24 protein-coding genes are annotated in these 24,368 nt (G+C 72.0%); 6 read left to right on the top strand and 18 right to left on the bottom strand.

Annotated elements, in window-relative coordinates; genetic code table 11:
- Positions 1 to 14 precede the first annotated feature (14 nt).
- From FF096_RS02250 to FF096_RS02240, 3 genes are all read left to right on the top strand, one after another.
- Positions 15 to 1,196, top strand: a complete 1,182-nt coding sequence (locus tag FF096_RS02250) for an ROK family transcriptional regulator (protein WP_155214596.1) — start codon at positions 15 to 17, stop codon at positions 1,194 to 1,196.
- 146 nt (positions 1,197 to 1,342) lie between these two features.
- On the top strand, positions 1,343 to 2,080 hold the full coding sequence (locus tag FF096_RS02245; RefSeq protein ID WP_155214595.1) for a DUF4142 domain-containing protein: 738 nt from the start codon (positions 1,343 to 1,345) through the stop codon (positions 2,078 to 2,080).
- 17 nt (positions 2,081 to 2,097) lie between these two features.
- Entirely contained in the window at positions 2,098 to 3,738 is a 1,641-nt protein-coding gene (locus FF096_RS02240) for a copper resistance protein CopC (RefSeq protein WP_155214594.1), read from the top strand.
- Between the two features lie 26 nt (positions 3,739 to 3,764).
- On the opposite strand, the gene FF096_RS02235 is transcribed toward FF096_RS02240, so the two are convergent.
- The 10 genes from FF096_RS02235 to FF096_RS02190 form a co-directional block, all read right to left on the bottom strand.
- Positions 3,765 to 4,019 carry a hypothetical protein gene (locus FF096_RS02235; protein WP_309222507.1) on the bottom strand — a complete coding sequence of 85 codons (255 nt, stop codon included), beginning with the start codon at positions 4,017 to 4,019 and terminating at the stop codon, positions 3,765 to 3,767.
- A gap of 12 nt (positions 4,020 to 4,031) precedes the next feature.
- Positions 4,032 to 5,078: a tRNA (adenosine(37)-N6)-threonylcarbamoyltransferase complex transferase subunit TsaD gene (gene tsaD / locus FF096_RS02230; protein ID WP_155214593.1), complete on the bottom strand. Its 1,047-nt coding sequence runs from the start codon at positions 5,076 to 5,078 to the stop codon at positions 4,032 to 4,034.
- Positions 5,079 to 5,083: 5 nt separating this feature from the next.
- Positions 5,084 to 5,536 carry a ribosomal protein S18-alanine N-acetyltransferase gene (rimI, locus tag FF096_RS02225; protein ID WP_309222506.1) on the bottom strand — a complete coding sequence of 151 codons (453 nt, stop codon included), beginning with the start codon at positions 5,534 to 5,536 and terminating at the stop codon, positions 5,084 to 5,086.
- Complete coding sequence (gene tsaB / locus FF096_RS02220; protein WP_309222505.1) at positions 5,533 to 6,210, bottom strand: tRNA (adenosine(37)-N6)-threonylcarbamoyltransferase complex dimerization subunit type 1 TsaB; 678 nt, start codon at positions 6,208 to 6,210, stop codon at positions 5,533 to 5,535. Before tsaB ends, rimI begins: the two co-directional genes overlap by 4 nt.
- 185 nt (positions 6,211 to 6,395) lie before the next feature.
- Positions 6,396 to 7,547, bottom strand: a complete 1,152-nt coding sequence (locus tag FF096_RS02215; RefSeq protein ID WP_196222418.1) for a glycoside hydrolase family 11 protein — start codon at positions 7,545 to 7,547, stop codon at positions 6,396 to 6,398.
- Between the two features lie 315 nt (positions 7,548 to 7,862).
- Positions 7,863 to 8,564: a uracil-DNA glycosylase gene (gene ung, locus FF096_RS02210; protein ID WP_155214591.1), complete on the bottom strand. Its 702-nt coding sequence runs from the start codon at positions 8,562 to 8,564 to the stop codon at positions 7,863 to 7,865.
- A gap of 80 nt (positions 8,565 to 8,644) precedes the next feature.
- On the bottom strand, positions 8,645 to 9,142 hold the full coding sequence (gene tsaE / locus FF096_RS02205; protein WP_155214590.1) for a tRNA (adenosine(37)-N6)-threonylcarbamoyltransferase complex ATPase subunit type 1 TsaE: 498 nt from the start codon (positions 9,140 to 9,142) through the stop codon (positions 8,645 to 8,647).
- Positions 9,121 to 10,224, bottom strand: coding sequence for an alpha/beta hydrolase (locus FF096_RS02200; protein WP_309222503.1), 1,104 nt, complete (start codon positions 10,222 to 10,224; stop codon positions 9,121 to 9,123). Before FF096_RS02200 ends, tsaE begins: the two co-directional genes overlap by 22 nt.
- Before the next feature lie 55 nt (positions 10,225 to 10,279).
- The gene (gene alr, locus FF096_RS02195; protein ID WP_155214882.1) at positions 10,280 to 11,398 is read right to left on the bottom strand and encodes an alanine racemase; all 1,119 of its coding nucleotides are present in this window, start codon (positions 11,396 to 11,398) and stop codon (positions 10,280 to 10,282) included.
- Between the two features lie 42 nt (positions 11,399 to 11,440).
- Complete coding sequence (locus FF096_RS02190; protein ID WP_155214589.1) at positions 11,441 to 12,910, bottom strand: NAD(P)H-hydrate dehydratase; 1,470 nt, start codon at positions 12,908 to 12,910, stop codon at positions 11,441 to 11,443.
- Positions 12,911 to 13,131: 221 nt separating this feature from the next.
- Here FF096_RS02190 and FF096_RS02185 point away from each other — a divergent pair, with 221 nt between their 5' ends.
- Positions 13,132 to 13,428: a hypothetical protein gene (locus FF096_RS02185; protein WP_155214588.1), complete on the top strand. Its 297-nt coding sequence runs from the start codon at positions 13,132 to 13,134 to the stop codon at positions 13,426 to 13,428.
- Positions 13,425 to 15,014, top strand: coding sequence for an alpha/beta hydrolase (locus tag FF096_RS02180; protein ID WP_155214587.1), 1,590 nt, complete (start codon positions 13,425 to 13,427; stop codon positions 15,012 to 15,014). The genes FF096_RS02185 and FF096_RS02180 overlap by 4 nt, the downstream gene beginning before the upstream one ends.
- Positions 15,015 to 15,025: 11 nt before the next feature.
- Here FF096_RS02180 and glmS read toward each other — a convergent pair whose 3' ends face one another.
- Positions 15,026 to 16,939 carry a glutamine--fructose-6-phosphate transaminase (isomerizing) gene (gene glmS / locus FF096_RS02175; RefSeq protein ID WP_155214586.1) on the bottom strand — a complete coding sequence of 638 codons (1,914 nt, stop codon included), beginning with the start codon at positions 16,937 to 16,939 and terminating at the stop codon, positions 15,026 to 15,028.
- Between the two features lie 155 nt (positions 16,940 to 17,094).
- Between glmS and FF096_RS02170 the strand changes: the two genes are divergently transcribed.
- Entirely contained in the window at positions 17,095 to 18,288 is a 1,194-nt protein-coding gene (locus tag FF096_RS02170) for a pyridoxal phosphate-dependent aminotransferase (protein ID WP_309222502.1), read from the top strand.
- A 69-nt stretch (positions 18,289 to 18,357) separates the two neighbouring features.
- On the opposite strand, the gene FF096_RS02165 is transcribed toward FF096_RS02170, so the two are convergent.
- The 7 genes from FF096_RS02165 to FF096_RS02135 form a co-directional block, all read right to left on the bottom strand.
- A complete protein-coding gene (locus tag FF096_RS02165) occupies positions 18,358 to 19,446 on the bottom strand; it encodes a hypothetical protein (protein ID WP_155214585.1) in 1,089 nt (362 codons plus the stop codon).
- A gap of 124 nt (positions 19,447 to 19,570) precedes the next feature.
- Entirely contained in the window at positions 19,571 to 20,923 is a 1,353-nt protein-coding gene (gene glmM, locus FF096_RS02160; protein ID WP_155214584.1) for a phosphoglucosamine mutase, read from the bottom strand.
- A 134-nt stretch (positions 20,924 to 21,057) separates the two neighbouring features.
- Positions 21,058 to 21,522: a 30S ribosomal protein S9 gene (rpsI, locus tag FF096_RS02155; protein WP_155214583.1), complete on the bottom strand. Its 465-nt coding sequence runs from the start codon at positions 21,520 to 21,522 to the stop codon at positions 21,058 to 21,060.
- Between the two features lie 20 nt (positions 21,523 to 21,542).
- Positions 21,543 to 21,986, bottom strand: a complete 444-nt coding sequence (gene rplM / locus FF096_RS02150; RefSeq protein WP_309222501.1) for a 50S ribosomal protein L13 — start codon at positions 21,984 to 21,986, stop codon at positions 21,543 to 21,545.
- Between the two features lie 207 nt (positions 21,987 to 22,193).
- The gene (locus tag FF096_RS02145; RefSeq protein ID WP_155214582.1) at positions 22,194 to 23,561 is read right to left on the bottom strand and encodes a NarK family nitrate/nitrite MFS transporter; all 1,368 of its coding nucleotides are present in this window, start codon (positions 23,559 to 23,561) and stop codon (positions 22,194 to 22,196) included.
- A 119-nt stretch (positions 23,562 to 23,680) separates the two neighbouring features.
- A complete protein-coding gene (locus tag FF096_RS02140) occupies positions 23,681 to 23,986 on the bottom strand; it encodes a type II toxin-antitoxin system PemK/MazF family toxin (RefSeq protein WP_309222500.1) in 306 nt (101 codons plus the stop codon).
- The gene (locus FF096_RS02135; protein ID WP_155214581.1) at positions 23,964 to 24,221 is read right to left on the bottom strand and encodes a hypothetical protein; all 258 of its coding nucleotides are present in this window, start codon (positions 24,219 to 24,221) and stop codon (positions 23,964 to 23,966) included. The genes FF096_RS02140 and FF096_RS02135 overlap by 23 nt, the downstream gene beginning before the upstream one ends.
- Between the last annotated feature and the right edge of the window lie 147 nt (positions 24,222 to 24,368).

Below are 24,368 nucleotides of genomic sequence, written 5' to 3'. Positions count from 1 at the left end.
GTAGTCAGACCCTGATGCGCGTAGGACCGAGCCAGGACGAGATTCGTCGACAGAATCTGGGTGCCCTGCTGCGCTTCGTCCATGTGCACGGCGCGACCACGCGCGCGGAACTGACCACCGCGTTGGGGTTGAACCGGAGCACCATCGGCGCGCTCACCGCCGACCTCGCCGCGGCCGGCCTGGTGACTGAGGGGGCGCCGAGGGAAACCGGCCGGGCCGGACGACCGTCGCTGGTCGTCCGGCCCGAGTCGGAGCGGATCTTCGCGTACGCGTACAGCATCGAGGTGGACCGGCTGCGGGCCGCGCGGGTCGGGCTCGGCGGCGCGGTGCTCGACCGCCGGGAACTGGACCGTCCGCGCGGTCTCACCGCTGCGGAGGCCGCACCGCTGCTGGCCAGCGCGGTCAAGGAGATGCGCCAGGCGTTGCCGGAGGACGCCGTCTGCGTCGGCACCGGGGTGGCGGTCTGCGGCATGGTCCGTCGTGCCGACGGGCTGGTCCGGCTCGGGCCGACCACCGGTTGGGTGGACGAACCGATCGGCCCGGCCCTGAGCACGGAACTCGGTCTCGACATGCCGGTCACGGTCGGCAACGTGGCCGACGTGGCGGCCTTCGCCGAACACGCCCGGGGCGCGGCAGCCGGCTGCGACAACGTCGTCTACCTCTACGGGGACGTCGGCGTGGGCGCCGGGATCATCGCCGGAGGGCGCCGGCTGACCGGGCACGGCGGCTACAGCGGCGAGGTGGGGCACATGGTGGTGACCCGCGACGGGGCCCGCTGCGAGTGCGGCAACCGGGGCTGCTGGGAGACCGAGATCGGCGAGCATGGGCTGTTGCGGGCTGCCGGCCGATCCGATGCCCGGGGTCGGGAGGCGCTGCTGGCGGTCTTCGACGCCGCCGACCGGGGGGACGCCCAGGCCCAGATAGCGGTACGGCAGGCCGGTGACTGGCTCGGCTTCGGCGTCGCCAACCTGGTCAACCTCTTCAACCCCGAGATGGTCATCTTCGGCGGCACCATGCGGGACCTCTACCTGGCCGCCGCCGCCCAGGTGCGCAGCCGGCTCAACTGCAACGGGTTGCCGGCCTGTCTGGAGCACGTCCGGCTGCGTACGCCGCTGCTCGGCGAGGACGCGCCGCTGGTCGGTGCCGCCGAACTCGCCTTCGACCGGCTGCTCGCCGACCCGCTCGACGTCGGCTGATCTCCACTTCACGTTTTCGTGAGCCGGTCTCGCCGACTGGTGAACTGATCGGCAAGACAATCCGTACCAGTCTGCGGACGGACATCCGACAGGTGCGGAGGTCCGTCGCTCAACGATCGGTTCTCGTCCGAGGAGGCGCCGCAGACATGGCACCGCTGGATTCCGCTCGTCGCCGGCAGGGCAACCGGTCCCGTCGCTTGGCGGTGCTGCTCACCACGATCGCCGCAGCCCTCGTCGTCCTGCCCGGCATGGCGCTGGCCGCGCCGGTCGCCCAGCAACTCGCCGCCGCCGACCAGGCACTGCTCGACGGAGTGCGACTGGCCGGGCTCTGGGAGATGCCGGCCGGGCAGATGGCCGCCGAGAAGGGCCAGTCACGGGTGGTCCGCGAGGTCGGCGCCGAAATCGCCCGGCAGCACGAGGAACTGGACCGACTCACGGTGGAGGCGGCCAACAAGTTGGGTGCCACCATCCCGACCCAGCCGACGGCGGAGCAGCAGGGTTGGCTGGACGAGATGAAGAACGCCAAGGGTGCCCGCTTCGACCAGATCTTCGTCACCCGGCTGCGGGTCGCCCACGGCAAGATCTTCCCGGTCATCGGCGCGGTCCGTGCCAGCACGCGAAACGATGTGATCCGGGAGCTGGCCAACTCGGCCAACACCTTCGTCGGCGACCACATGGACATGCTGGAGAGCACCGGTCTGGTCCGGTACGCCGAGCTTCCGCCCGCCGCGCTGCCGGCACCGGGCAACGACGGCCTGCTCGCCGCCGCGTCGGCCAACACCGGCCCGCAGATCGGCGTCAGCAACACGCTCATCTGGGCGATCTTCCTCGGCGCCCTCGGCACCGGCGGCTTCCTCACGTACCGCATGTTCCGCCGCGCCTGACCGTCTTCCAGCGACCGATGACCCGCCGCGCCCGAGTCACCGCCCTGCTCGGGCTGGTCCTCGCCGCGTTGTGCGCCGCCCTGGGCTCCGCCAGCCCAGCGGCGGCGCACGCCGTGGTGGTGGCCACCACTCCGCAGCACGACGAGGTGCTCGGGTACGCGCCGCGCGAGGTGCTGGTGACCTTCAGCGAGACCATCGCCGTGGTCCCCGGTCGGGTGCAGGTCCTCGCGCCCGACGGCAAGCGGATCAACGTCGGCGAACCGGAGGTCCGCGGCCGGACCATGCGGATCGCCCTGCGGGCGTCGGATCGTCCACTCGGCACCTACCTGGTCAGCTATCGCGTCATCTCGGCGGACAGTCACCCGGTCGCGGGCAGTTTCACCTTCGCCGCCGGGGCGCCGTCGGCCACCCCGCCACTACCCGCCGAGGCGGACGCCACTGCGGCCGCGACGCTGCTGCCGGTGGCGAAGTACCTCGGCTACCTGGGCCTGTTGCTGGCGGTGGGTCCGACCCTGCTCACCGCCACCCTCTGGCCCCGCCGCCGACCTCGACGCGGGGCGACGATCGTGGCGCTGGTCGGGCTCGGGTTGATCGCCGTCGGCACGCTCGGCACCTGGATCGGGCAGGCGGCACAGGTGGTCGGCGCGCCGGTCGGTCGGCTCTCCACCGCCGACCTGCGGGCGGTCGCCGACACCGACGTCGGAACGGTGCTGGCGGTACGCCTGGCGTTGGTCGGCCTCGCCGCGGCGCTGCTGCCGGCGGTCACCCGGGGTGCCGCCGGACGTCGGCGGACCGGCGCGCTGGCCACGGTGGGCGTGGCCGGCCTGGTCACCTGGCCACTGGCCGGGCATCCGATCGCCTCGCCGGTGCCGCCTGTGAGCATCGTGCTGGCCACCGTGCACATCGCCGGGGTCACCATCTGGCTGGGCGGGCTGCTCGCCCTGACGGTGTTCCTGCTCCGGGGTACCCACGAGCGGGTCCTCGCCCGGATCCTGCCGGCCTGGTCCCGATGGGCGACGCTGGCCGTGGCCTGGCTCGTCACCGCCGGGATCATGCAGGCGGCGATCGAACTCGGCCGCCCCCCGGCGCTGTGGGAGAGCACCTACGGTCGGCTGCTGCTGGGAAAGGCGGCGCTGCTGGCCGGGGTGCTGGCCGTCGCGGCCGGACAACGCCGCCTGATCCGCCGTCGGGTCGCGGCCAGCCGACCCCGATGGGTCACCCGGGCGGCCGGGGTGGAACTCGCCGTGACCGCGGTGGTGCTGGCGTTGACCGCGATGCTGGTCCAGACACCACCCGGTCGCGCCGCCGGCACGACGGCCGACGGGGTGACCCGGGAGGGCGTCGCGCAGTCGCTCACCACCGATCTGTTCACCCTCCAGTTCGACGTCTATCCGGCGGTCGCCGGCACCGCGAACAGCCTGCACGCGTACGTCTACACCCCGCAGGCGAAGGAGTTGCCGGTGGCGGAGTGGACGGTCACCGCGGCGCTACCGGAGGCCGGTATCGAGCCGATCACCGTCGACGTCCTCGCGCTGGAGCCGCACCACGGCAGCGCCGAGATCCATTTCCCGGTCGCCGGTGACTGGACGTTGCGGATCAGCGCTCGGACCAGTGAGATCGACCGTTCCACCGCGACCACCACGGTGACCATTCGCTGAGCGTGCCCGCCCGCGCCGTCGTCGGGTCAGCGGTCGACCTGGGTGAAGTCCCAGGAGTGCGGCTGCCGGGCGAGCAGCATCACCGGTGGGTCGGGCAGCGGCCGAGGACTGCTGCGCCACTTGGAGATCACCACGACCCGGTGGTCGGTGGAGGAGAAGACCTCGCTGGACACGTGCAGCGGGTCGTGCTCGAACTCGGGCAGCGCGGTGTCGCAGACCCAGGTGATCAGGTCGGCGAGCGCGTACGGCTCCGCCCGTGCCTCCCACATCCGTACGATCACGTCGCTGTCCTCTCAGACGCTGACCGTGGTCAGCGGCATGGCCGAGTCCGCAGGCAGGTCCAGCCGGCTCGGCGCGACACCGGCCGCGACCAGGTGTGCGCCGAGGGCCGCCACCATCGCGCCATTGTCCGTGCACAGGCCGGGCCGGGGCACGCGGACCCGGATGCCGTGTCGGGCGGCCCGCTGCTCGGCCATCGCCCGCAGCCGCGAGTTGGCCGCCACTCCCCCGCCGATCACCAGCGTCTCCACACCCCGGCCACGGCAGGCGTCCAGCGCCTTGCCGACCAGCACGTCACAGACCGCCTCCTGGAAGGAGGCGGCGACATCGGCGACCGGGACCGGTTCACCGGCCCGCTGCCGCGCCTCCACCCACCGCGCCACCGCCGTCTTCAGGCCGGAGAAGGAGAAGTCGTGGCGGTGTGCCACGAGATCCTTCGCGGCGGTCAGGCCGCGCGGGAAGGCGATCGCCGCCGGGTCACCGTCCCGGGCCTCCCGGTCGATGTGCGGTCCGCCGGGGAACGGCAGGCCAAGCAGACGGGCGACCTTGTCGAACGCCTCACCGGCCGCGTCGTCGATCGTGGCGCCCAGCGGAGTCACCCCCCGGGCCAGGTCGTCGACCAGGAGCAGCGACGAGTGGCCACCGGAGACCAGCAGCGCGATCGCCGGTTCGGGCAGCGGTCCGTGCTCCAGGGTGTCCACCGCGACGTGGGCGGCGAGATGGTTGACGCCGTAGACCGGCTTCTCGGCGGCGACCGCGTACCCCTTGGCCGCGGCCACCCCGACCAGCAGCGCCCCGGCCAGACCCGGCCCGGCGGTGACCGCGATCGCGTCGATGTCGGCGAGCGTCACCCCCGCCTCGCTCAACGCCCGTTCCATCGTCGGCACGATGGCCTCCAGGTGCGCCCGGCTGGCCACCTCCGGCACCACGCCACCGAACCGGGCGTGCTGGTCCACGCTGGAGGCGAGCGCGTCGGCGAGCAGGGTGTGCCCGCGTACGACACCGACACCGGTCTCGTCGCACGAGGTCTCGATGCCGAGGATCAGTGGTTCGTCAGCCATGGTTCTCAATCCTGGGTGCGCCGCATGACCAGCGCGTCGGTGTTGCTCGGTTGGTAGTAGCCGCGCCGCACGCCGATCGGCTCGAAACCGTACGTCGCGTAGAGCCGCTGGGCCGCCACGTTGTCGGCGGCGACCTCCAGCAACACGGCGCGTACGCCGAGCCGACCGGCCTCGGTGAGCAGCGCCTCCAGCAGCAGCCGGCCGATGCCCCGGCGTTGGGCGTCCCGCCGGACCGCGATGTTCTGCACCCACGCCTCGTCGGGCGGGGCGACCGCGAGCCCGGCGTAGCCGAGTACGGCACCCTCGTCGTCGGTGTAGACCCGGTAGAAGTGCCCGTGGGACAGCTCGTTCCAGAACATCGCCGCGGACCACTGCTCGGCGCCGAAGAGGTCCGCCTCGATGGGCAGCACCTCGTCGATGTGCCACCAGCGGAACCGGGCCGGTCCTAACTGGTTCACGGCAGCACCGACTTGCGGGCGGTGGCGGCCACCGCGTCCGGTCGGCGCAGGTAGAGCGGGGTGAGGGGATCACCGGGCGCACCCGCACGGATCCGCTCGGCGGCGAGGGTGGCCAGCGCGTGCGCGTCCGGGTAGCGCGGCTCGTCGCGCACCGGCAGACCCAGCGTGTCGGCGTAGCGGTGCGCGCCGTCGCCGACCGCCGCGACGACGGCCAGCTCACGGGCCCGCTCGGCGGCCACCGATGGGGCGGAGACCTCCGGGCCGACCAGGCGTTGACCGGCACCGTCGTAGACCGCCCAGTAGATCTCCCGACGCCGCGCGTCGCTCGCCGCCAACACCGGTTCGCCCGACGCCGCCGGGTGGCCGATGGCGTCCAGCGAGCAGACACCGTACGCCGGGATGCCGAGCGCCTGCCCCATCGTGGCGGCGGTGACCAGCCCCACCCGCAGCCCGGTGAACGGCCCGGGGCCGAGCCCCGCGACGATCGCCCCCAGGTCGGCCGGGCGGGCACCGACGTCGGCGAGCACCGCGTCCACCTGTGGGGCGAGCAGTTCGCCGTGCGCCCGGGCGTCGACCGTGCACCGGTGCGCCCGGGTCATGACGCCGCTCGCGGTGACCTCGACGAGCGCCGCGGTCACCGCCGGGGTCGAGCTGTCCACCACCAGTACGAGCACGGTGAACCAGCCTAGCCGCATCGCCTCGGGCACTTGGACGCCCGCCCGCCTTCGCCGCCGGGTCGTAGCGCCCGCGCGGCGCACCCACGATCGTGCGTAGTGCTGAGCAAGCCGTATTCAGCAAGAAAGCACGGGGCCAGGCTCGTGAGAGCCTGGCCCCGTGGTGACGGATCAGTCGCGATGGATCAGTTGCGACGGCTCCACTGCTGGTTCGCTCCACCCCAGCAGCTGTACAGCTGGATCATCGCCCCGTTACCGCTGCCACCGGCGTCGAGGCAGAGCCCTGACTGCACTCCGGTGATCGTGCCGTTGGAGTTGACGTTCCACTGCTGGTTCGCGCCACCGTGGCAGTCATAGATGATCACCCGCGTGCCGTTGCTGGTGCCCTGGTTAGAGGCGTCCAGGCACTTGCCGTTCACCGTCAGCTGCCTGTTCGAGGTGTGGGTGAACCGCTGGTTCGAGCCACCCCAGCAGTCGTACAACTGGATCTGGGTGCCGTTGGAGGTGCTCGAGTTCGGCACGTCCAGGCAGCGGCCGGACTGCTGGCCGACGATCATCTGGCCGCTACCGCCACTGGGCGGCGGGGTGGTGGGGTTGCCCGGGTTGGTCGGGCCGGGGTCGGAGCTGCCGCCCTCGCGCAGGGTGATGTCCGAGCTGCCCTGGCTCTGGTAACCCTCGGTCGCCATGATCTGGTAGTAGTGGTTGCCCAGGTTCAACCCGACCCGGGCCCAGGCGTCGAAGTGGTTCGCGGTGGTGATGGTGCCACTGCTGCGCTTCTGCTGCCGGACGCTCCAGTACTGGTAGAACGTCGCGGTACCGTCGATCGACGGCTGGTTCACCCGCTGGCTACGCAGGATGTCGTAGGTGCCACCATCGGTGGTCACGCTGCCCAGCCGGGTCGCGCCACTGCTCGGGTTGTAGCTACCGAAGTTCTCGACGATGTAGTACTCGACCAGCGGGTTACGGGTCCAGCCGTACAGCGCGAGGTAGCTGTTGTTGTTACCCGGGTTGTAGGTACCCGAGTAGCTGATCGTACGGCGCGTGCCAGGGTTCCAGCCCTTGCCGCCGACCCAGTTGTTCGTGCTCCTGCTCCACGAGCTGCTGTAACGACCGTTCTCGCGCAACACCATGCAGGCGTCGCCGCTGTCCTTCCAGAACGAGAAGAAGAACCCGTTGTGGGTACCCTCCGTGTTCGAACAGACCTGACGGTCAGCCTCGGCCTGGGCAGGGCTGGCCACGACGACGGTGGTTGCCAACACTGCGGCGAAGGCGGCGGCAGCCAGCATCCTGACGCGGCTGCGTCGGCGGCTCTTGCGGTGTGTGGGGACTTCGTTCATGGTGGCGTGCTTCTCCTTGCGAGAGGCGGCGTGGCGTGATCGACGGGGCGTGTGTGGTTGAGGGACGGTCACCACGCGTCGAGGCCGCGCCATGGTTGTACGAACTACCGGACTGTCGGTTGGGTGGGTGATCCACTACTGCTCGGCGTAGCCACTGACCCCCAGACTGAAAACGTTAGCCGACATCTATTTCCGATATCGTTATCCAACGATCGACGTCAGTCAAGAAGGGTCATCCGACCGGCTCTACCGAGCCAACCAGGTGGCTGCCACCACCTGGTACGTGCGGGCGGCGTGGCGGGCGGAGCACCCGGCTCAACCGGCCGAACGCTCCCAGTCGATGGTGGGCAGGCCGACGTCGGCGAGCGCCTTGTTGGCCGCGCTGAACGGCCGGCTGCCGAGGAAGCCGCGCGGATTCATCGGGCTGGGATGACCGGCCTCCAGCACCACGTGCAGGGGGTTGCCCACCAGCGAGGCCTTCTTGCGCGCGTAACCGCCCCAGAGCAGGAACACCACCCGGGAATCCAGCGCGTCGAGCGCCCGGATGGTCGCGTCGGTGAACTCCTCCCAGCCCCGGTTGGCGTGTGACCCGGGCCGCCCCTCGCGCACGGTCAGCACCGAGTTGAGCAACAGCACGCCCTGCGCCGCCCAGCCGTCGAGGTTGCCGCTGCGCGGCTTCGGCACCCCTAGATCCTCGCCCAGTTCCTTGAAGATGTTGCGCAACGACGGGGGCACCGACACCCCCTCGCGAACACTGAAGCTCAACCCGTGTGCCTGGCCGGCCCGGTGGTAGGGATCCTGGCCGAGGATCAGCACCCGGCAGGCCGAGGGGGCGCAGAGCCGGTAGGCCGCGAAGAGGTCCGCCACCGGCGGGAAGACCGTCTCGGCGGCGTACTCCCGGGCGACGAAATCACCCAGCGCGGCCGTGCGGGCCGGATCGAGGTGAGGGGTCAGCACCGCCCGCCACTCGTCGGGAAGCATCGCCGGCAGGTCGAGGGCGGGGGCGTCGTCGGGCATCGGCAACCTCTCACTGGTGAGCACGTCTACGGGCACCGTCGGTACCGGGTACGCACTGTAGGTACCGGGTGCGACAGCGCTCAGCCCAGGGCGGCGAGGCGCTCCGCCCAGTCGCCACCGACCGGCTCCAGCTCCACCGTGCGGGTGTCGTCGTCGTGCCGGTGCAGCCGGATCCGCAGATGCGCGTCGGCCAGTTGCTCGACCAACCCCTCGCCCCACTCGACCACGGTCACCGACTCGTCCACCGAGGCGTCCAGGTCGAGGTCGTCGATCTCGGCCCGGGGGTCGCCCGCGTCGCCCAGCCGGTACGCGTCGGCGTGCACCAGCGCCACCCCCCGCCCACCGGCCGGATCCGCACGGTGCACCCGGGCGATCACGAACGTCGGGGAGGTGATGTCACCGAGCACGCCCAGGCCGCTGCCGATCCCCCGGGTCAGCGCGGTCTTGCCGGCGCCCAACGGACCGGTGAGCAGCACCAGGTCACCGGCGCGCAGCAGCCCGGCCAGCCGACGCCCGAAGGCGTACGTGTCGGCGACGGTCGGCAGCACGACCTCGGTCACGGGTCGTCCCTCCGGCAGGTGTCGAGAAAGCGCAGCAACGCGGCGTTGACCTCGTCGGCGTGCTCCAGCATCACCACGTGGCCGCTGTCCGGGATCCGGACGAACTCGGCGTGCGGCAGCCGCCGGACGATCTCCTCCGAATGGTTCAGCGGGGTGATCATGTCCTTGTCGCCGACGATCACCAGCACCGGCGTGCCGGCCAACGCGGCCAACGCCGGGAACCGGGAGTGGGTCGCCAGGGTACGCAGGTAACGGGTCACCGTGTCGGCGGAGGTACGGGAGTTCATCTCCTCCACGTACGACACCAGCGCGGGGCTCGGCGTTCGGGAGCCGAAGCCGTACCGGCGGGTGAGCAACCAGGCCACGTTGGTGGTCGAGCGGCGAGCCCGGTCGATCACCGCCCCGCCGTAGCGGGTGACGTTGCCCGCCATGTAGAGCACCGGCGCACCCACCCGGCCCAGCAGGGCGGGCGCGACCAGCTTCGTCTCCGCCAGCAGCCCACCCGACGTGGCCATCAGCACGGTGCCGACCACCCGGTCACCGAACATCTCCGGATACAACTCGGCCAGCGCCATGATGGTCATGCCGCCCATCGAATGGCCGACGAGCACCAGGGGCCCCTCCGGTGCGGCCTCGTCGATCACCCGGCGCAGTGTGCGGCCCAACGCGACCAGGTCGTACTCGCCGCTCTCCAGCCGCCCCGACCGGCCGTGCCCGGGCTGGTCGTACGCGACGATCCGGTGCTCGCCCCGCTCGGCGAGCAGCTTGCGCTGGAAGTGGAAGGTGCCCATGTCCAGACAGAAGCCGTGCACCAGCACCACGGTCGGGTTGTCCGCCACCGGGCGGGTGGGCTCGACCACCTCGACGTGGATGTCGGTGCCGTCGCTCATCTCCAGCCGGTACGCCTCGTCGTACCGCTGGTCACCGAAGACCTCGTCGGCGTACGCGTCGGCGGGGTCCGCCTTGAGCCGGCGGACCAGGGCGCGTTCCGTGGCGACGCTGGCGGCCAGTCCGGCGGCGGCCACCCCCAGCGCCGCGCCGACCAGCCCGGCGGCCTTGCCGACGGTGGTCCGGGGCCGGGGAATCTGCCAGCCGGTCACCGCACCACCTCGCCGCACGACCGTGCGCCTCGTGACTCCCGCCGGGCTTGCCTGCTCACGACGACTCGCCGTCGTAGACGCGGGGCACCCGGGTGCTGCCGAACCGGGTGACGATCTCGTAGTTGATGGTGCCGACCGCCTCGGCCCAGTCGTCGGCCGTGGGTTCGCCCTCGGCCCCACTGCCGAACAGAGTCGCCACGTCGCCCGCGGCCACCGGATCGTCGCCGCAGTCGAGCACGAACTGATCCATGCAGACCCGACCGGAGATGGTCCGGCGGACTCCGCCGAGCTGCACCGGACCGGAGTTCGAGGCGTGCCGGGGCACCCCGTCGGCGTAGCCGAGCGGCACCACGGCCAGATTCGCCTCGCGTCCGGTGGTGTACGTGTGGCCGTAGGAGACACCGGCACCGGCCGGCACCCGCTTGGTCAGCATCACCCGGGCGCGGGCGCTCATCGCCGGACGCAGCCCGTACGTCTCGCCGGTCACCGGCGACAGGCCGTAGACGGCCAGCCCCGGACGGACCAGGTCGAAGTGGGTGTCCGGCCGGGTCAGCGTGGCCGCCGAGTTGGCCAGGTGCCGGTAGCGCGGACGCAGCCCGGCCCGCTCGACCATGGCCAGCCCCTCGTGGAAGACGGCCAACTGCCGGTCGGTGGTCGGGTGGCCGGGCGAGTCCGCGTACACGAAGTGGCTCCACACCCCGACCACCTCGACCAGTCCGTCGGCCTGGGCCTTCGCGGCGGCGTCGAGCAGGGCCGGCCAGTCGGCGACCGTCGCGCCGCCCCGGGCCAGCCCAGTGTCGATCTTCAGGTGCAGTCGGGCCGGACGGCCTGCCGTCCGACTCGCCTCCAGCATCTCGTCGAGCTGCGGCAGGCTGGCCGCCCCCAGGTCGACGCCGGCCGACACGCCGGCGTGCAGCGGTAGCCCCGGGGCGAGCAGCCAGGCCAGCACCGGGGCGTCGATGCCGGCCGCGCGCAACGCCAGCGCCTCGTCCAGGGTGCAGACGCCGAGCCAGTCCGCGCCCGCGTCGAGCGCGGCACGGGCCGCCGGAACCATGCCGTGGCCGTAGCCGTCGCCCTTCACCACCGCCATCAGCTCCGCGCTGGTGCCCGCGCGCAGCCGGGTCACGTTCTCCCGGATCGCGTCAAGGTCGACACGTACCTCGGCCTGCCACATGCCCTCCACCCTACTTTCCACGCTGATCACCACGGCGGGTACTCAGGGCAGACGGGCCAGCACGGGACGCAGCGCGGCGACGACGTCCGGCGCGGTGACCGGGCCGCTGCGGGCCGCCTCCCGGCCGGCCAGCCCGTGCACGTACGCCGCCGCGGCGGCGGCCCGCTCGGCCGGCAGCCCCGCCGCGAGTAGCGAACCGAGCAGGCCGGCCAGCACGTCGCCGGTGCCACCGGTGGCCAGCGCGGGCGTTCCGGTCGGGTTGACGTACGCCTGCCCGTCCGGCGTGCCGATCACCGTGCGGTCCCCCTTGAGCAGCACCACCGCGTTCATCCAGGCGGCCAGTCGCAGCGTGGCGGCGACCCGGTCGGCACCCGGTTCCTCCCCGCAGAGCCGGGTGAACTCGCGATCGTGCGGGGTCACCACGATCGGCGCGTCCCGCCGGCGCAGCTGGTCGGCCAGGGAGCCGTCGACCAGCAGGGTCAGCGCGTCGGCGTCCAGCACCACCGGAACCGGCGCGGCGAGTACGCTGCGCAGCTCGGCCGCGGCCCGCTCGTCGGTGCCCAGTCCCGACCCGCACACCCAGGCCTGCACCCGACCGGCATCGGCCACCCGGTCGGTGGCGATCACCGAGGGGTGCTGGCGCACCACCTCGTCCCGGGCGCCCCCGGCGTAGCGGACCAGGCCGGTCGGCCCGGCGAGCGCGCCGCCGACGGAGAGCACCGCCGCACCCGGGTACGTCGCGGAGCCGGTGGCCAACCCGACCACGCCCCGGGAGTACTTCTCGGAGTGGGGGCCGAGCGTGGGCCACCAGTCGGCCACGTCGGACCACTCCACCACGTGCAGGGCGGGGCTGCCGCGCAGCCACGGCGCCAACCCGATGTCGACCAGTTCCACCTCGCCGGCCAGCGCGGCGGCCGGGCCGACCGCCAGTGCCGGTTTCCACGCGCCGAAGGTCACCGTCACGTCGGCGTGTACCGCGTTCGGACGGCCGGACGCCGTCAGCGGCACCCCGCCGGTGTCCACCGTGACACCGCTGGGCACGTCCACCGCCACCACCGTCGCCCGCTCACCGTCGCGGCCCCGGTGCCGGAGCAGACTCGCCGCCAACTGCTCGGCGGTCTCCCGTAGCCCACCGTGCCCGCCGATGCCGACGATCCCGTCGAGCACCACGTCGACCACGGCCGGTGGGCGGGACACGACCCGTCCTCCGGCGGCGCGTAGCGCGGCCAGCCCCTCTCGGTGCACCCGCTCCGGGGTGAGCAGCAGGGCCGACACCTCGGCCCCACGCCGGGCGAGCCGGGCACCGGCGTAGAGGGCGTCGCCGCCGTTGTCACCGGAGCCGACGAGCAGCAGCACCGGTGCGGCGTACACCCCGCCCCGCTCGGCGAGCAGCAGCGCACAGCGGCGGGCCAGCCCGGCGGCGGCGCGTTGCATCAGCGTGCCGGACGGCAGGGTGGCCATCAGGGACGCCTCGGCGGCACGCACGTCCGCCACCCGCCAGACCGGTCTCAAGGCCCACCCCGTTCCCCGCGCGCACCGGCGCGACCGTCGCCGAACACCACGGCCAACCCTACCGGCGCGCGGGCCGCAAGATAGCCGTCGAGCACTGCTGGAGCAACACCTGTGGACAGAGCAGGAGTACCCACACCACCGGTTGTCCACAGGGCACCGCCACCGGCATCGGCGACGCCTAGCGTCGGCGGCGTCGGGCTGATGCCGGGTGGGAGGGGCCGATGACCGAGCAGAAGTTGACCGTGCGGCCGGAGCTGCTGCACCAGGCCGGGCGGGCGCTGGATGCCGCCGGCTACCGGCTGGCGCACGGGCTGGCCGGCGAGCGGGGTCTGACCGCACCGGCTCGGGAATGGTCGACGGCACAGGCGCTCGCCCGCCTGGAGGCGGCCGTGCACGCCTGGTCCGGGCGGCTCGGTGCCCGGGTCGCGGCGACCGGCGACGCGGTGCGCGCAGCCGCCGGGGCGTACGAGTCGGTGGACGCCAGGGCCGCCGCCCGGCTCTCCGCCCTGCCCCGATGAGCACACCCACGCGGGTCGGCTACGCCCAGCTCTCCACGGCCGACCCGAGCGCGTGGCGGGCCACCGGGTCGTCCTGGGCGGGGCTGGGCGGGTTGGCCGAGCGGCGGGCCGGCGAGCTGACCGAGGTCGGCAACACCCTGCGCACCGGGTGGTCCGGCAGTGCCGCCGGGTCGGCCGACGCCCGGCTGTCCGGGCTGCGCCACGAGTTGGTCGCGCTGGCTCCGGCCGCGATCGAGACCGATCAGGTACTTGCCGAGTTCGCCGCGCGGCTGGTCGCCGCCCGGGGTCGGCTGACGGCAGCCGTGGCCGCCGCTGCCGAGACCGGCGTGTTGATCGACCGTCGGGGTGGCGTACGCGCCGACCCGACCCGGATGCCGCCCGAGCACGCCGTGCGCCAGGTGTCCACGGCCCTGCGGTCGGCCCTCGACCAGGCCGCCACGGCCGACGCGGAGGCCACGGCCCGCCTGGCGCGGCTGACCGAGGCCGCCGGCACCGGCTGGACGGCCCGGCCACCGTCGTACCGTCCGCCGCCGAACGCCGATCCGGCTCTGGTGCGTCGCTGGTGGGCCGGGCTCACCTCGGCCGAGCGGCGCTGGCTGGTGGTGCACGAGCCGGAGCTGATCGGCCGCCTCGACGGGGTGCCGGCCGACGCCCGTGACCAGGCCAACCGGTTACTGCTCGCGGCCCGCCGGGCGGAGCTGGCCCAGCGGTGGGAGCAGTTGCTCGCCCGGCTGCCACGGGGCCCGGCAGAGCTGGTCGGCCTGCGTGCCGTCGACGCCGCGAGATCCGGGCTGGACGCCCTCGTCGACCGGCTGGATTCGGCTCAGCAGCCCCGGGCGTACCTGCTGGGTCTGGACGTCGGCGGCGAGGGGCGGGCGGTGGTGGCGCTGGGCAACCCGGATCGGGCCACGGACGTGCTCACCTATGTGCCGGGCATGACCTCCGGGCTGCACGACGCAACCGGCGAGCTGGGCCGGGCGGCGCAGGTGCTGGCCCGCTGCGCCGAGTTGGCCCCCGGTACGCAGACCTCGGCGGTGCTCTGGCTGGACTACGACGCCCCGGACTTCCTACACGAGGCGGCCCGGGACGGGCAGGCCCGCGCGGCCGGTGAGGCGCTGCACCGGTTCCAGGAGGGCCTGCGGGCCACCCACGACGATCCGCCGGGACGGCAGACGGTGCTCGGGCACAGCTACGGGTCGCTGGTGGTGGGCACCGCCGCTCGCGATCATGGCCTGGCGGCGGACGCGCTGGTCTTCGTCGGCTCACCCGGGGTCGGCGTGCAACACGCGGCCGACCTGGGCCTGCCACCCGACCGAGTGTGGGCCAGCACCGCGCCGGACGACGTGATCCGGCTGACCCGCCCGCCGGACGAACTCGCCCGGCGGGCGGCACTCGGTGCCTCCCCGGTCGGCACCATCGTCGGCTGGCTGGCCGGGTCGGGCGACGAACGCTGGTTCGGGCGCGACCCGGCCGAGCCGGGCTTCGGGGGCCGGACGTTCCCCAGTGGCCGGTACGGCCACACCGGCTACTGGCACCCGGACAATCCGGCCCTGGACGGCATGGCGCGGGTGGTGCTGGGCCGGTGACCGGCCACCGGTCACTCCACCGTGACGGACTTGGCCAGGTTGCGCGGCTGATCGACGTCGTGACCCCGGGCGGCGGCGACCTCGGCCGCGAGCACCTGGAGCGGCACTGCGGTGACCAGCGGCGCGAGCAGCGTGGGCGTCCGTGGGACGTAGATCAGATGATCGGCGTACCGGACGACCGACTCGTCGCCCTCCTCGGCGATGACGATGGTGCGGGCGCCACGGGCGCGTACCTCCTGGATGTTGGAGACCACCTTGTCGTGCAGCATGCCCCGGCCCACCGGAGACGGGACGATGCAGATCACCGGGGTGTTCTGGTCGACGAGCGAGATCGGGCCGTGCTTCAACTCGCCTGCGGCGAAGCCCTCGGCGTGCATGTACGCCAACTCCTTGAGCTTCAGCGCACCCTCCAACGCCACCGGGTAGCCGACGTGCCGGCCGATGAACAGGATGGTCGGTTCGGCGCTCAACTGGCGGGCCAGCTCGCGGACCGGCTCGACCCGCCCGAGCAGTTCCCGCAGCTTGTCCGGCACCTGGTGGAGCTGCTCGACCACGGCCGCCACCTCGTCGGCGAACTTGATGCCGCGCACCTGGGCCAGGTGCAACCCGATCAGGTAACACGCGACCAACTGGGTGAGGAACGCCTTGGTGGAGGCGACGGCGATCTCCGGCCCGCCGTGGGTGTAGAGGACCGCGTCGGACTCGCGCGGGATGGTGGAGCCGTTGGTGTTGCAGATGGCCAGCACCCGGGCCTTCTGGTCCTTGGCGTGGCGCAGCGCCATCAAGGTGTCCATGGTCTCGCCGGACTGCGAGATCACCACGATCAGGGTGGACCGGTCCAGCACCGGGTCGCGGTAGCGGAACTCGCTGGCCAACTCCACCTCGCAGGGGATCCGGGTCCAGTGTTCGATGGCGTACTTCGCCACCATCCCGGCGTGGTAGGAGGTGCCGCAGGCGACGATGAAGACCTTGTCGACGTCGCGTAGGTCCTGGTCACTCAGGCGGACCTCGTCGAGCATGATCTCGCCGGACTCGGTGAGCCGACCGAGCAGCGTGTCGGCCACCGCCGCCGGCTGCTCGGCGATCTCCTTGAGCATGAACCAGTCGTAGCCGCCCTTCTCGGCGGCGGAGGAGTCCCAGTCGATGTGGAAGTCCTTGCCGGTGGCCGGCTGGCCGTCGAAGTCGGTGATCTCGATGCTCTCGCTGGTGATCAGGACGATCTGGTCCTGGCCCAGTTCGACCGCGTCCCGAGTGTGCTCGATGAACGCGGCGACGTCGCTGGCGAGGTAGTTCTCCCCGTCACCGCGACCGACGACCAGGGGTGAGTTGCGGCGTGCGCCGACCACCGCGCCGGGGATGGCCGAGTCGACGGCGAGCAGCGTGAAGGCGCCCTCCAGCCGTTGGCAGACCACCCGCATGGCGGCGGTCAGCAACTGCGGCCCGTCCGGCTGGCCCGCCGCACGCAGGTCGTTCAGGGCGGTGGAGAGCAGATGCGCGGCGCACTCGGTGTCGGTGTCGCTGGCGAAGGTGACGCCCTGCTCCTCCAACTCGGCACGGAGCTTGGCGAAGTTCTCGATGATGCCGTTGTGGATCACCGCGACCCGACCGTCGGGCGACAGGTGCGGGTGGGCGTTGCGGTCCGTCGGGCCACCGTGGGTGGCCCAACGGGTGTGCCCGATGCCGGTGGTGCCGTCGCCGATGCCGATCGGGCTGGCGGCGCAGCCGGCCGGGTCCTCGGCCGCCCGCTCGGAGAGCACCTTCTCCAGGTTGGCCAGTTTGCCGGCCTTCTTCTCAGTCAACAGCTCTCCGTCGCAGACGATGGCGACGCCGGCCGAGTCATAGCCGCGGTACTCCAGCCGCCGCAAGCCGTCGAGCACGATGCCGAGCGCCGGTCGGGCCCCGGCGTAACCCACGATTCCACACATGGGTGACAGCCTAACTAGTTTCGCTCACGATGTCTGCTCGAAACCGGGGTAAACAATCACGCAACTTGAGCGATTCGGCGATGGGGGCGGAGGTTGCCACAAAGCACTCATCCGGTGAGGGCGGACCGGCGGCTCATCCCCGTACCCTGACGGGCGTGACGATCAGCGATGTGGACCCGCTGGTGGCCCGGATGCGCCCGTTCGGGACGACGATCTTCGCGGAGATGTCCGCCCTCGCGGTAAGCACCGGCGCGGTGAACCTCGGACAGGGTTTCCCGGACACCGACGGCCCGCCCGAGATGCTCGCCGCCGCGGCGCAGGCCCTGACCAACGGACGCAACCAGTACCCACCCGGCCCCGGCATCCCCGAGCTGCGCGCGGCCGTCGCGGCACACCAGCGCCGCTTCTGGGGACTGGAGTACGACCCGGATGGTGAGGTGGTGGTGACCGCCGGAGCCACCGAGGCGGTGGCCGCCGCGATCCTCGCCCTCTGCGAGCCGGGTGACGAGGTGATCTGCTTCGAGCCCTACTACGACTCGTACGCCGCCTCGATCACCCTGGCCGGTGCGGTCCGGCGGCCGGTGACGCTCCGCCCGGACGCCACCGGGCGGTACGCCTTCGACCCCGACGACCTGCGGGCCGCGTTCGGTGCGCGTACTCGGCTGGTGCTGCTGAACTCCCCGCACAACCCGACCGGGAAGGTGTTCACACCCGACGAGTTGACCCTGATCGCCCAGCTGTGCCAGGAGCACGACACGTACGCGGTCACCGACGAGGTGTACGAGCACCTGGCCTTCACCGACGCCGCCAGCGGGCACGTGCCGCTGGCCACCCTGCCGGGAATGCGGGAGCGCACCCTGCGGATCTCCTCCGCCGGCAAGACCTTCTCCTGCACCGGCTGGAAAGTGGGCTGGGCCAGCGGCCCGGCGCCGCTGGTGTCGGCGCTGCTGCGGGTCAAGCAGTTCCTCACCTTCGTCAACGCCGCGCCCCTGCAACCCGCGGTGGCGGTGGCGCTCGCCCTACCCGACGACTACTTCACCGCGTTCCGCGACGGCTTGCAGGCCCGCCGGGACCAACTGGTCGACGGGCTGGCCGCCGCCGGTTTCGACGTACTCACCCCGGAGGGGACGTACTTCGTCACCGCGGACATCACCGCCCTCGGCGGCAACGACGGGGTGGAGTTCTGCCGCACGCTGCCCGAGTGGTCCGGCGTGGTCGCGGTGCCCACCCAGGTCTTCTACGACGACCCCGAGGCCGGTCGGCGGTTGATCCGGTTCGCCTTCTGCAAACGTCCCGAGGTGCTGACCGAGGCGGTGACCCGGCTGCGCCGGCTGCCCGAGGCCCGATGACCGACACGGCGTGAGGTCACGCGAGGGCCGCGCCCGACGTCGATTCGCCGTCGGGGCGCGGCCCCGGCGTCAGCTGGGAGTGCGGGCTGCCCCGGTCGGCGCGGCGACGACCGGTGGCCGCGCGGTCCGGGCCCGTCGCCGCGCCGCCGACCAGGCCAGCACCATCGCGACGAGGAAGAGCACGGGCGCGAGCTGGGCGACTTCGGCCGCTGACCGGACGTCGTAGGTGACCGCGAGGAACCGGGCCCGCTCGGCCGCGTCCTGCCACTCCTTCGGGTCCAGCCCGATGAAATCGTGCGCGAGGAGGAGCGCGAAGGCTGCCGGCACCGTCACGAGCAGCAGGGGCAACCGCCCACGGGTCGACCGGCGCAACGCGGCCCACCAGGTCACGGCGGCGAGCACCAGCGTGCCGACCATGGTGAGCACCGCACCGCCACCGAAGGTGGGCCACCAGGCGTTGCTCCGGTCCACTCCGCTCCCGGTCACGCCGTAGACGGTCACCCAGGGCAGCGCGATGCCGGCGAACAGCGCCAGTGTGCCGGCCCCCGCCACGACGAACCGGCCGGACCCCGGCCACAGGCTGGTCAGCACCACCGCGGCGAGCGCCGCGACGGCGAGCACGGCGAACGTCAGGCCGAGGCTGTCATAGCCGAGCCAGATCGAGCCGAAGTCCCGGTCCAGCACCGGGGTCAGCCGGCGCACGACCTCGGCCCAGCGGGCGGCGGCCTCGTCCGGTGTGGACGAGATACGGTACGCGGCACCGAACAGCACGGTCGACATCGCCAGCAGGGCACCGCCCGCCGCGACCGCGGCGATCCGTGCCACGGATCTGGGCAGCACCACCGCGCCCACCACCAGCGGCACCAGCGGCACCAACAGGAGGAGGTACGCCCAGCCCCATCCGTCGATTTCGGTGACAGCGAGCCCGGTGGTCGAATCCTGATGGATCAGCGAGTCGTTCCTGCTGCCCAGCACGCTCAGGGTCACCTCGGACCAGGGCGCTGCCACGGAGCCGACGACCAGCCCCAACGCGACCACGATCACGAGCAGGCGACCCCAGCGGGCCCCGAGCCAGCTCTGCCCTGCGTCGGGCGGGGCGTCGGCCGGCGCCGAGCCGGCGGGTTGCCCCAGGAAGCCAGGAGAACCTGGGTGAGACACGGTCACCCCCGTCAGGTGTGGTCCGCCCGTTCGGCGGCCGGCGGTCATCGTCCCACGGCACCCTACACAGTAGGGGGAGGTGCGTCGGACCTCGGCGGAGCCGAGGCGCGACCTGCCGTGTCGGTCAGGCGGGGCTGGCGGTCCGAACCTGGGCGGCGATGCGCTCGGCGATGTCGCGGGCGATCTGCTCGGTGGCCGCCTCGACCATCACCCGGACCAACGGCTCGGTGCCCGACGGACGCAGCAGCACCCGCCCGGTCTCACCCAGCTCGGCCTCGGCCCGCTCGACCTCGGCGCGTACCGCCGGTGCGGCGGCACCGACGGTGCGGTCACCGACCGGCACGTTGATCAGCACCTGCGGCAGCTTGGTGACCACGCTGGCGAGGTCCGCGAGGGAACGGCCGGTGGCCGCCATCCGGGCCATCAGGTGCAGTCCGGTGAGGACACCGTCGCCGGTGGTCGCGTACGCCGGCATCACGATGTGTCCGCTCTGCTCGCCACCGAGGGCAAGCCCGGAGGCGCGCAACTCCTCCAGCACGTACCGGTCGCCGACCTTGGTCTCGACCAGCCGGATGCCGGCGGCGGACATGGCCAGGCGCAGACCGAGGTTGCTCATCACGGTGGCGACCAGGGTGTCCCCGGTCAACGTGCCGACCTCCCGCATGGCCAGCGCCAGGATCGCCATCACCTGGTCGCCGTCGACCTCGTCGCCCTCGGCGGTCACCGCCACGCACCGGTCCGCGTCGCCGTCGTGCGCGATGCCCACCTGTGCGCCGTGCTCGACCACCGCCTGGCGCAGCGCCTCGATGTGGTTGGAGCCGCAGCCGTCGTTGATGTTGAGCCCGTCCGGCTCGGCGTGGATCGCGATGACCTCGGCGCCGGCCTCCCGGTAGACGGCCGGGGCCACCTCGGCGGCGGCACCGTTGGCGCAGTCGACCACCACCTTGATCCCGTCGAGCCGGTGCGTCGCGGTGCCGACGACGTGTTGCACGTAGTGGTTCGCGCCGTCGAGCAGGTCGTGTACCCGGCCCACCCCGGCTCCGACCGGACGCTTCCAGGCGGTGGTGGCGTTGGCCTCGATCGCCGCCTCGATCCGCATCTCGATCTCGTCGGGCAGCTTGTGCCCGCCTGCGGCGAACAACTTGATCCCGTTGTCCGGCATCGGGTTGTGCGAGGCCGACAGCATCACGCCGAGGTCCGCCTTGGCTTCGGCGGTGAGGAACGCCACCGCCGGCGTGGGCAGCACACCGACCCGGATCACCGTCGCACCCGCGCTGGTCAGCCCGGCCACCACTGCGGCTTCGAGCATCTCGCCGCTGGCCCGGGTGTCCCGACCCACCACCGCCAACGGGGGGCGACCCCGATCCGACTCGGCGAGGGTGTGGGCGGCCGCGACCGCCACCGAGAGCGCCAACTCCGGGGTGAGGTCGGCGTTCGCCCGTCCACGTACGCCGTCCGTGCCGAACAATCGGCCCATACCCACCAACCTCCGATGAACTGCCGATACAGGAAGAATGCCTTGTCGCGAAGCAACGAAAACGGCCGGGCCACCTCCCCTGTCGAGAGGAGGCGGACCGGCCGTCCGTCAGAAGTACAAGGTGCGGCTGGAGATCAGCGCTTCGAGTACTGAGGAGCCTTACGGGCCTTCTTGAGGCCGTACTTCTTGCTCTCCTTGACCCGGGCGTCCCGGGTCAGGAAGCCGGCCTTCTTCAGGGCCGGGCGGTCGTCGGGCTCGCTGACGATCAGCGCCCGGGCGATGGCCAGCCGCAGCGCACCGGCCTGGCCGGTGGTGCCGCCGCCACGCAGGTTGGCGATGACGTCGAACGCCTCGGCCTTCTCGGCGGTGACCAGCGGGTCCTTGATCAGCTGCTGGTGCACCTTGCTCGGGAAGTACGCCTCCAGGTCACGCCCGTTGCAGGTGATCTTGCCGGAGCCCGGCACGATACGCACGCGGACGATGGCCTCCTTGCGCCGACCCACGGTCTGGATCGGGCGGTCACCACGAGGCGCGCGCGCGACGGGCGCCGGCGCCTCGGTGGCCTCAAGGGCGACCTCGGTGGCGGTGATGTCGGTCATGCTGCTTCCTTCGCCCGCGCTCACTGCGCGATCTGCTTGATCTCGAACGGCACCGGCTGCTGCGCGCCGTGCGGGTGCTCGGCACCGGCGTAGACCTTCAGCTTCTTGATGAGCTGACGGCCGAGCTTGTTGTGCGGGAGCATCCCCTTCACCGCCAGCTCGACGGCCCGCTCGGGGCGCTTGGCCAGCAACTCGTCGTAGCCAACCTGCTTCAGGCCACCCGGGTAACCGGAGTGCCGGTAAGCGATCTTCTGCTGCCGCTTGTTGCCGGTCAGCGCCACCTTGCCCGCGTTCACGATGACGACGAAGTCGCCCGTGTCGACGTGCGGCGCGAAAGTCGGCTTGTGCTTGCCCCGCAGCAGCGTGGCGGCGTGGGTGGCCAGGCGGCCCAGCACGACATCAGAGGCGTCGATGACGTGCCACTGACGCTCGATCTCACCCGGCTTCGGGCTGTACGTACGCACAGGTCTACCTTGTCTCGTCGTCGGTCTGGGGTAGCGCGCCGAGGTGACCAGGACATCCCAGCCGGACCAGCGCGCACGAACGACCAAGCGTACCTCAGGCGGCACGCCCACAGATGTCGTACAACAGCAGGCAACGATACCCGTAGCCCGGTCGGCCGGTCAAAACGGGGTCCAGCCGACGGGCGACGGAAGCCGACATGACGGTCGTCACACCCCCGCCCGAGCCATCCGGCTGCCCGGACGCAGGTACGCCACCCAGGTGACCACCAGCAGCACCAGGAAGAACCCGACGTAGAAGCGCAACGCCGGCTGGATGCCCCCGTAGGTCGACCGGGCCCAGGCGTAACAGATCGGCACCAGGAAACCACCGAAGGCACCGACCGCGGAGATGATGCCCAGGGCACCGGCGGCCTGTCGGCGCATCGCCAGCATCACCTCCGGCGCGCCACCCATTTCCTCGCCCTTGATCTGGAAGATCCTGCTGATCATCCGGTAGGTCGAACCGTTGCCGACGCCGGTGGCCACGAACAGCAGCAGGAACGCCACGAAGAACAGGGGCATGCTGCGTTGCTCGACCGACCAGAGCGCCCCCAGGGCCCCGACGGCCATCAGCACGAAGCTGGCCACCGTGACCTTGGCCCCGCCGATGACGTCGGACAGGCGTCCCCCGAACGGTCGGCAGAGCGAGCCCACCCCCGCCCCGAGGAACGCCCAGGCCAGCGCGACGTCCGGCCGCCCGAACACCGAGTTGAGCAGGGTGGGGAAGGCCGCCGAGTAGCCGATGAACGAACCGAAGGTGCCGATGTACAGCAGCGACATGATCCAGGTGTCGCGGTGTGACAGCGACGACCAGACCGGCCGTACGTCGGCCTTCGCCTCGACCAGGTTGTCCATGAACAGGTACGCGCAGACGGCGGCGATCACCGCCAGCGGGATGTACATCAGACCGGCCCGGGCCAGCGCGAGCCCGCCACCGAGCACGATCACCTGGGGCACCACGAACTGCACGACGGCCACCCCGATGTTGCCGCCGGCGGCGTTCAGACCCAGCGCCCACCCCTTCTCCCGCTCCGGATAGAAGAAGGAGATGTTGGCCATGCTGGAGGCGAAGTTGCCGCCGCCGAACCCGGCCGTGGCAGCGATCAGCAGCAGGGGCAGGAAGCCGATCTCCGGGTGCTCGACCGCCCAGGCCAGTCCGGCGGAGGGCACGATCAGCAGCAGTGCGGAGATGACGGTCCAGTTGCGCCCGCCGAAGACCGGCACGGCGAAGGTGTACGGCAGCCGCAGCAGCGCGCCCACCCCGCTGGGCACCGCGGTCAGCCAGAGCGCCTGGCTGGTGGTGAGTTGCCAACCGGCATCGCCGAGCCGGACGACGACGATGCTCCAGAGCAGCCACACCGAGAAGCCGATGTGCTCGGCGAAGATCGACCAGATGAGATTACGCCGTGCGACACCGCTGCCGACCCGCCGCCAGAAGGCGGGATCCTCCGGTGCCCAGTGCCCGATCCACCGCCCCGGTCGGCGGTCCAGGCTCTCCTCTTCGATTACCGTCGGCTGCGCGCTCGTGGTGGTCATGGCGCAGAAGCTAGGGAGCCGCCGTTACCGCGGCGTTCGCCGTTCGGGTCGGCCGGGCAACGGGAAGCGCACCACCAGTCGGCCGCGTTGGTGAGACGCGCGGTGTCGCGGCGGCGCGCTCAGAGCTGCTGGAGGATGCGCAACGCGCGGTCCACCCGCCGCATCGTCTCCGCGTCGGCGACGTCCACGCACTCGGTGAACCACTTCTTCATCGGCGAGGAGATCCGGTCGGGCATCACCACCTGATCCCCCATCGGCACCGCCAGCGGCGAGTCGCGCAGCAGTGCCGCCTCCACCACCTCGGCCACGATCACGATGGGCACCGCCGTGGAGTTGTAGACGTCGGAGCTGATCACCAGCCCGAGCCGCTCCCGGGCTCCTTCGATCCGCCAGACCTCGCCCCTACGCAGCACGCGGCGGACCACCGAAGAGCAGATCGTCGACCATGCCGACCTCCTGGGCGTCGGCCAGCGAGGCGGATTCCAGATCCAGCCCGGCACGCCCGACCGCAGCGGCGTGCGCGGCGAAGACCTCGCGCAGCGCCTTCTCCCGGGCCGCCTGGTCCATCCAGGCGGAGAGCGAGAGCCCTTCCCGCTTGGCGAATCGTCGGGCGTCCGCGATCGTCTCGTCAGCGAACGACAGAGTCACCTTAGCCGTCATACCGGAAGACTACCCGCTGGTATGACCGTTAGTCATCCCGGCGACCGGCGGAAGGCCCACTGCCGGGGCGTCGAGGGCAACGGCGCAGCGTAGGTCGCTGCCGCCGATCCTCGACATCGACGGTCCGAAATGGCCCGGACGACGCCT

The sequence above is a fragment of the Micromonospora sp. CP22 genome (genome assembly GCF_009712475.1).
In the GTDB taxonomy this organism is placed as follows: domain Bacteria; phylum Actinomycetota; class Actinomycetes; order Mycobacteriales; family Micromonosporaceae; genus Micromonospora.
The sequence above is the reverse complement of the archived record's forward strand: the minus strand, read 5'-3'. Positions and strand labels throughout refer to the sequence as shown.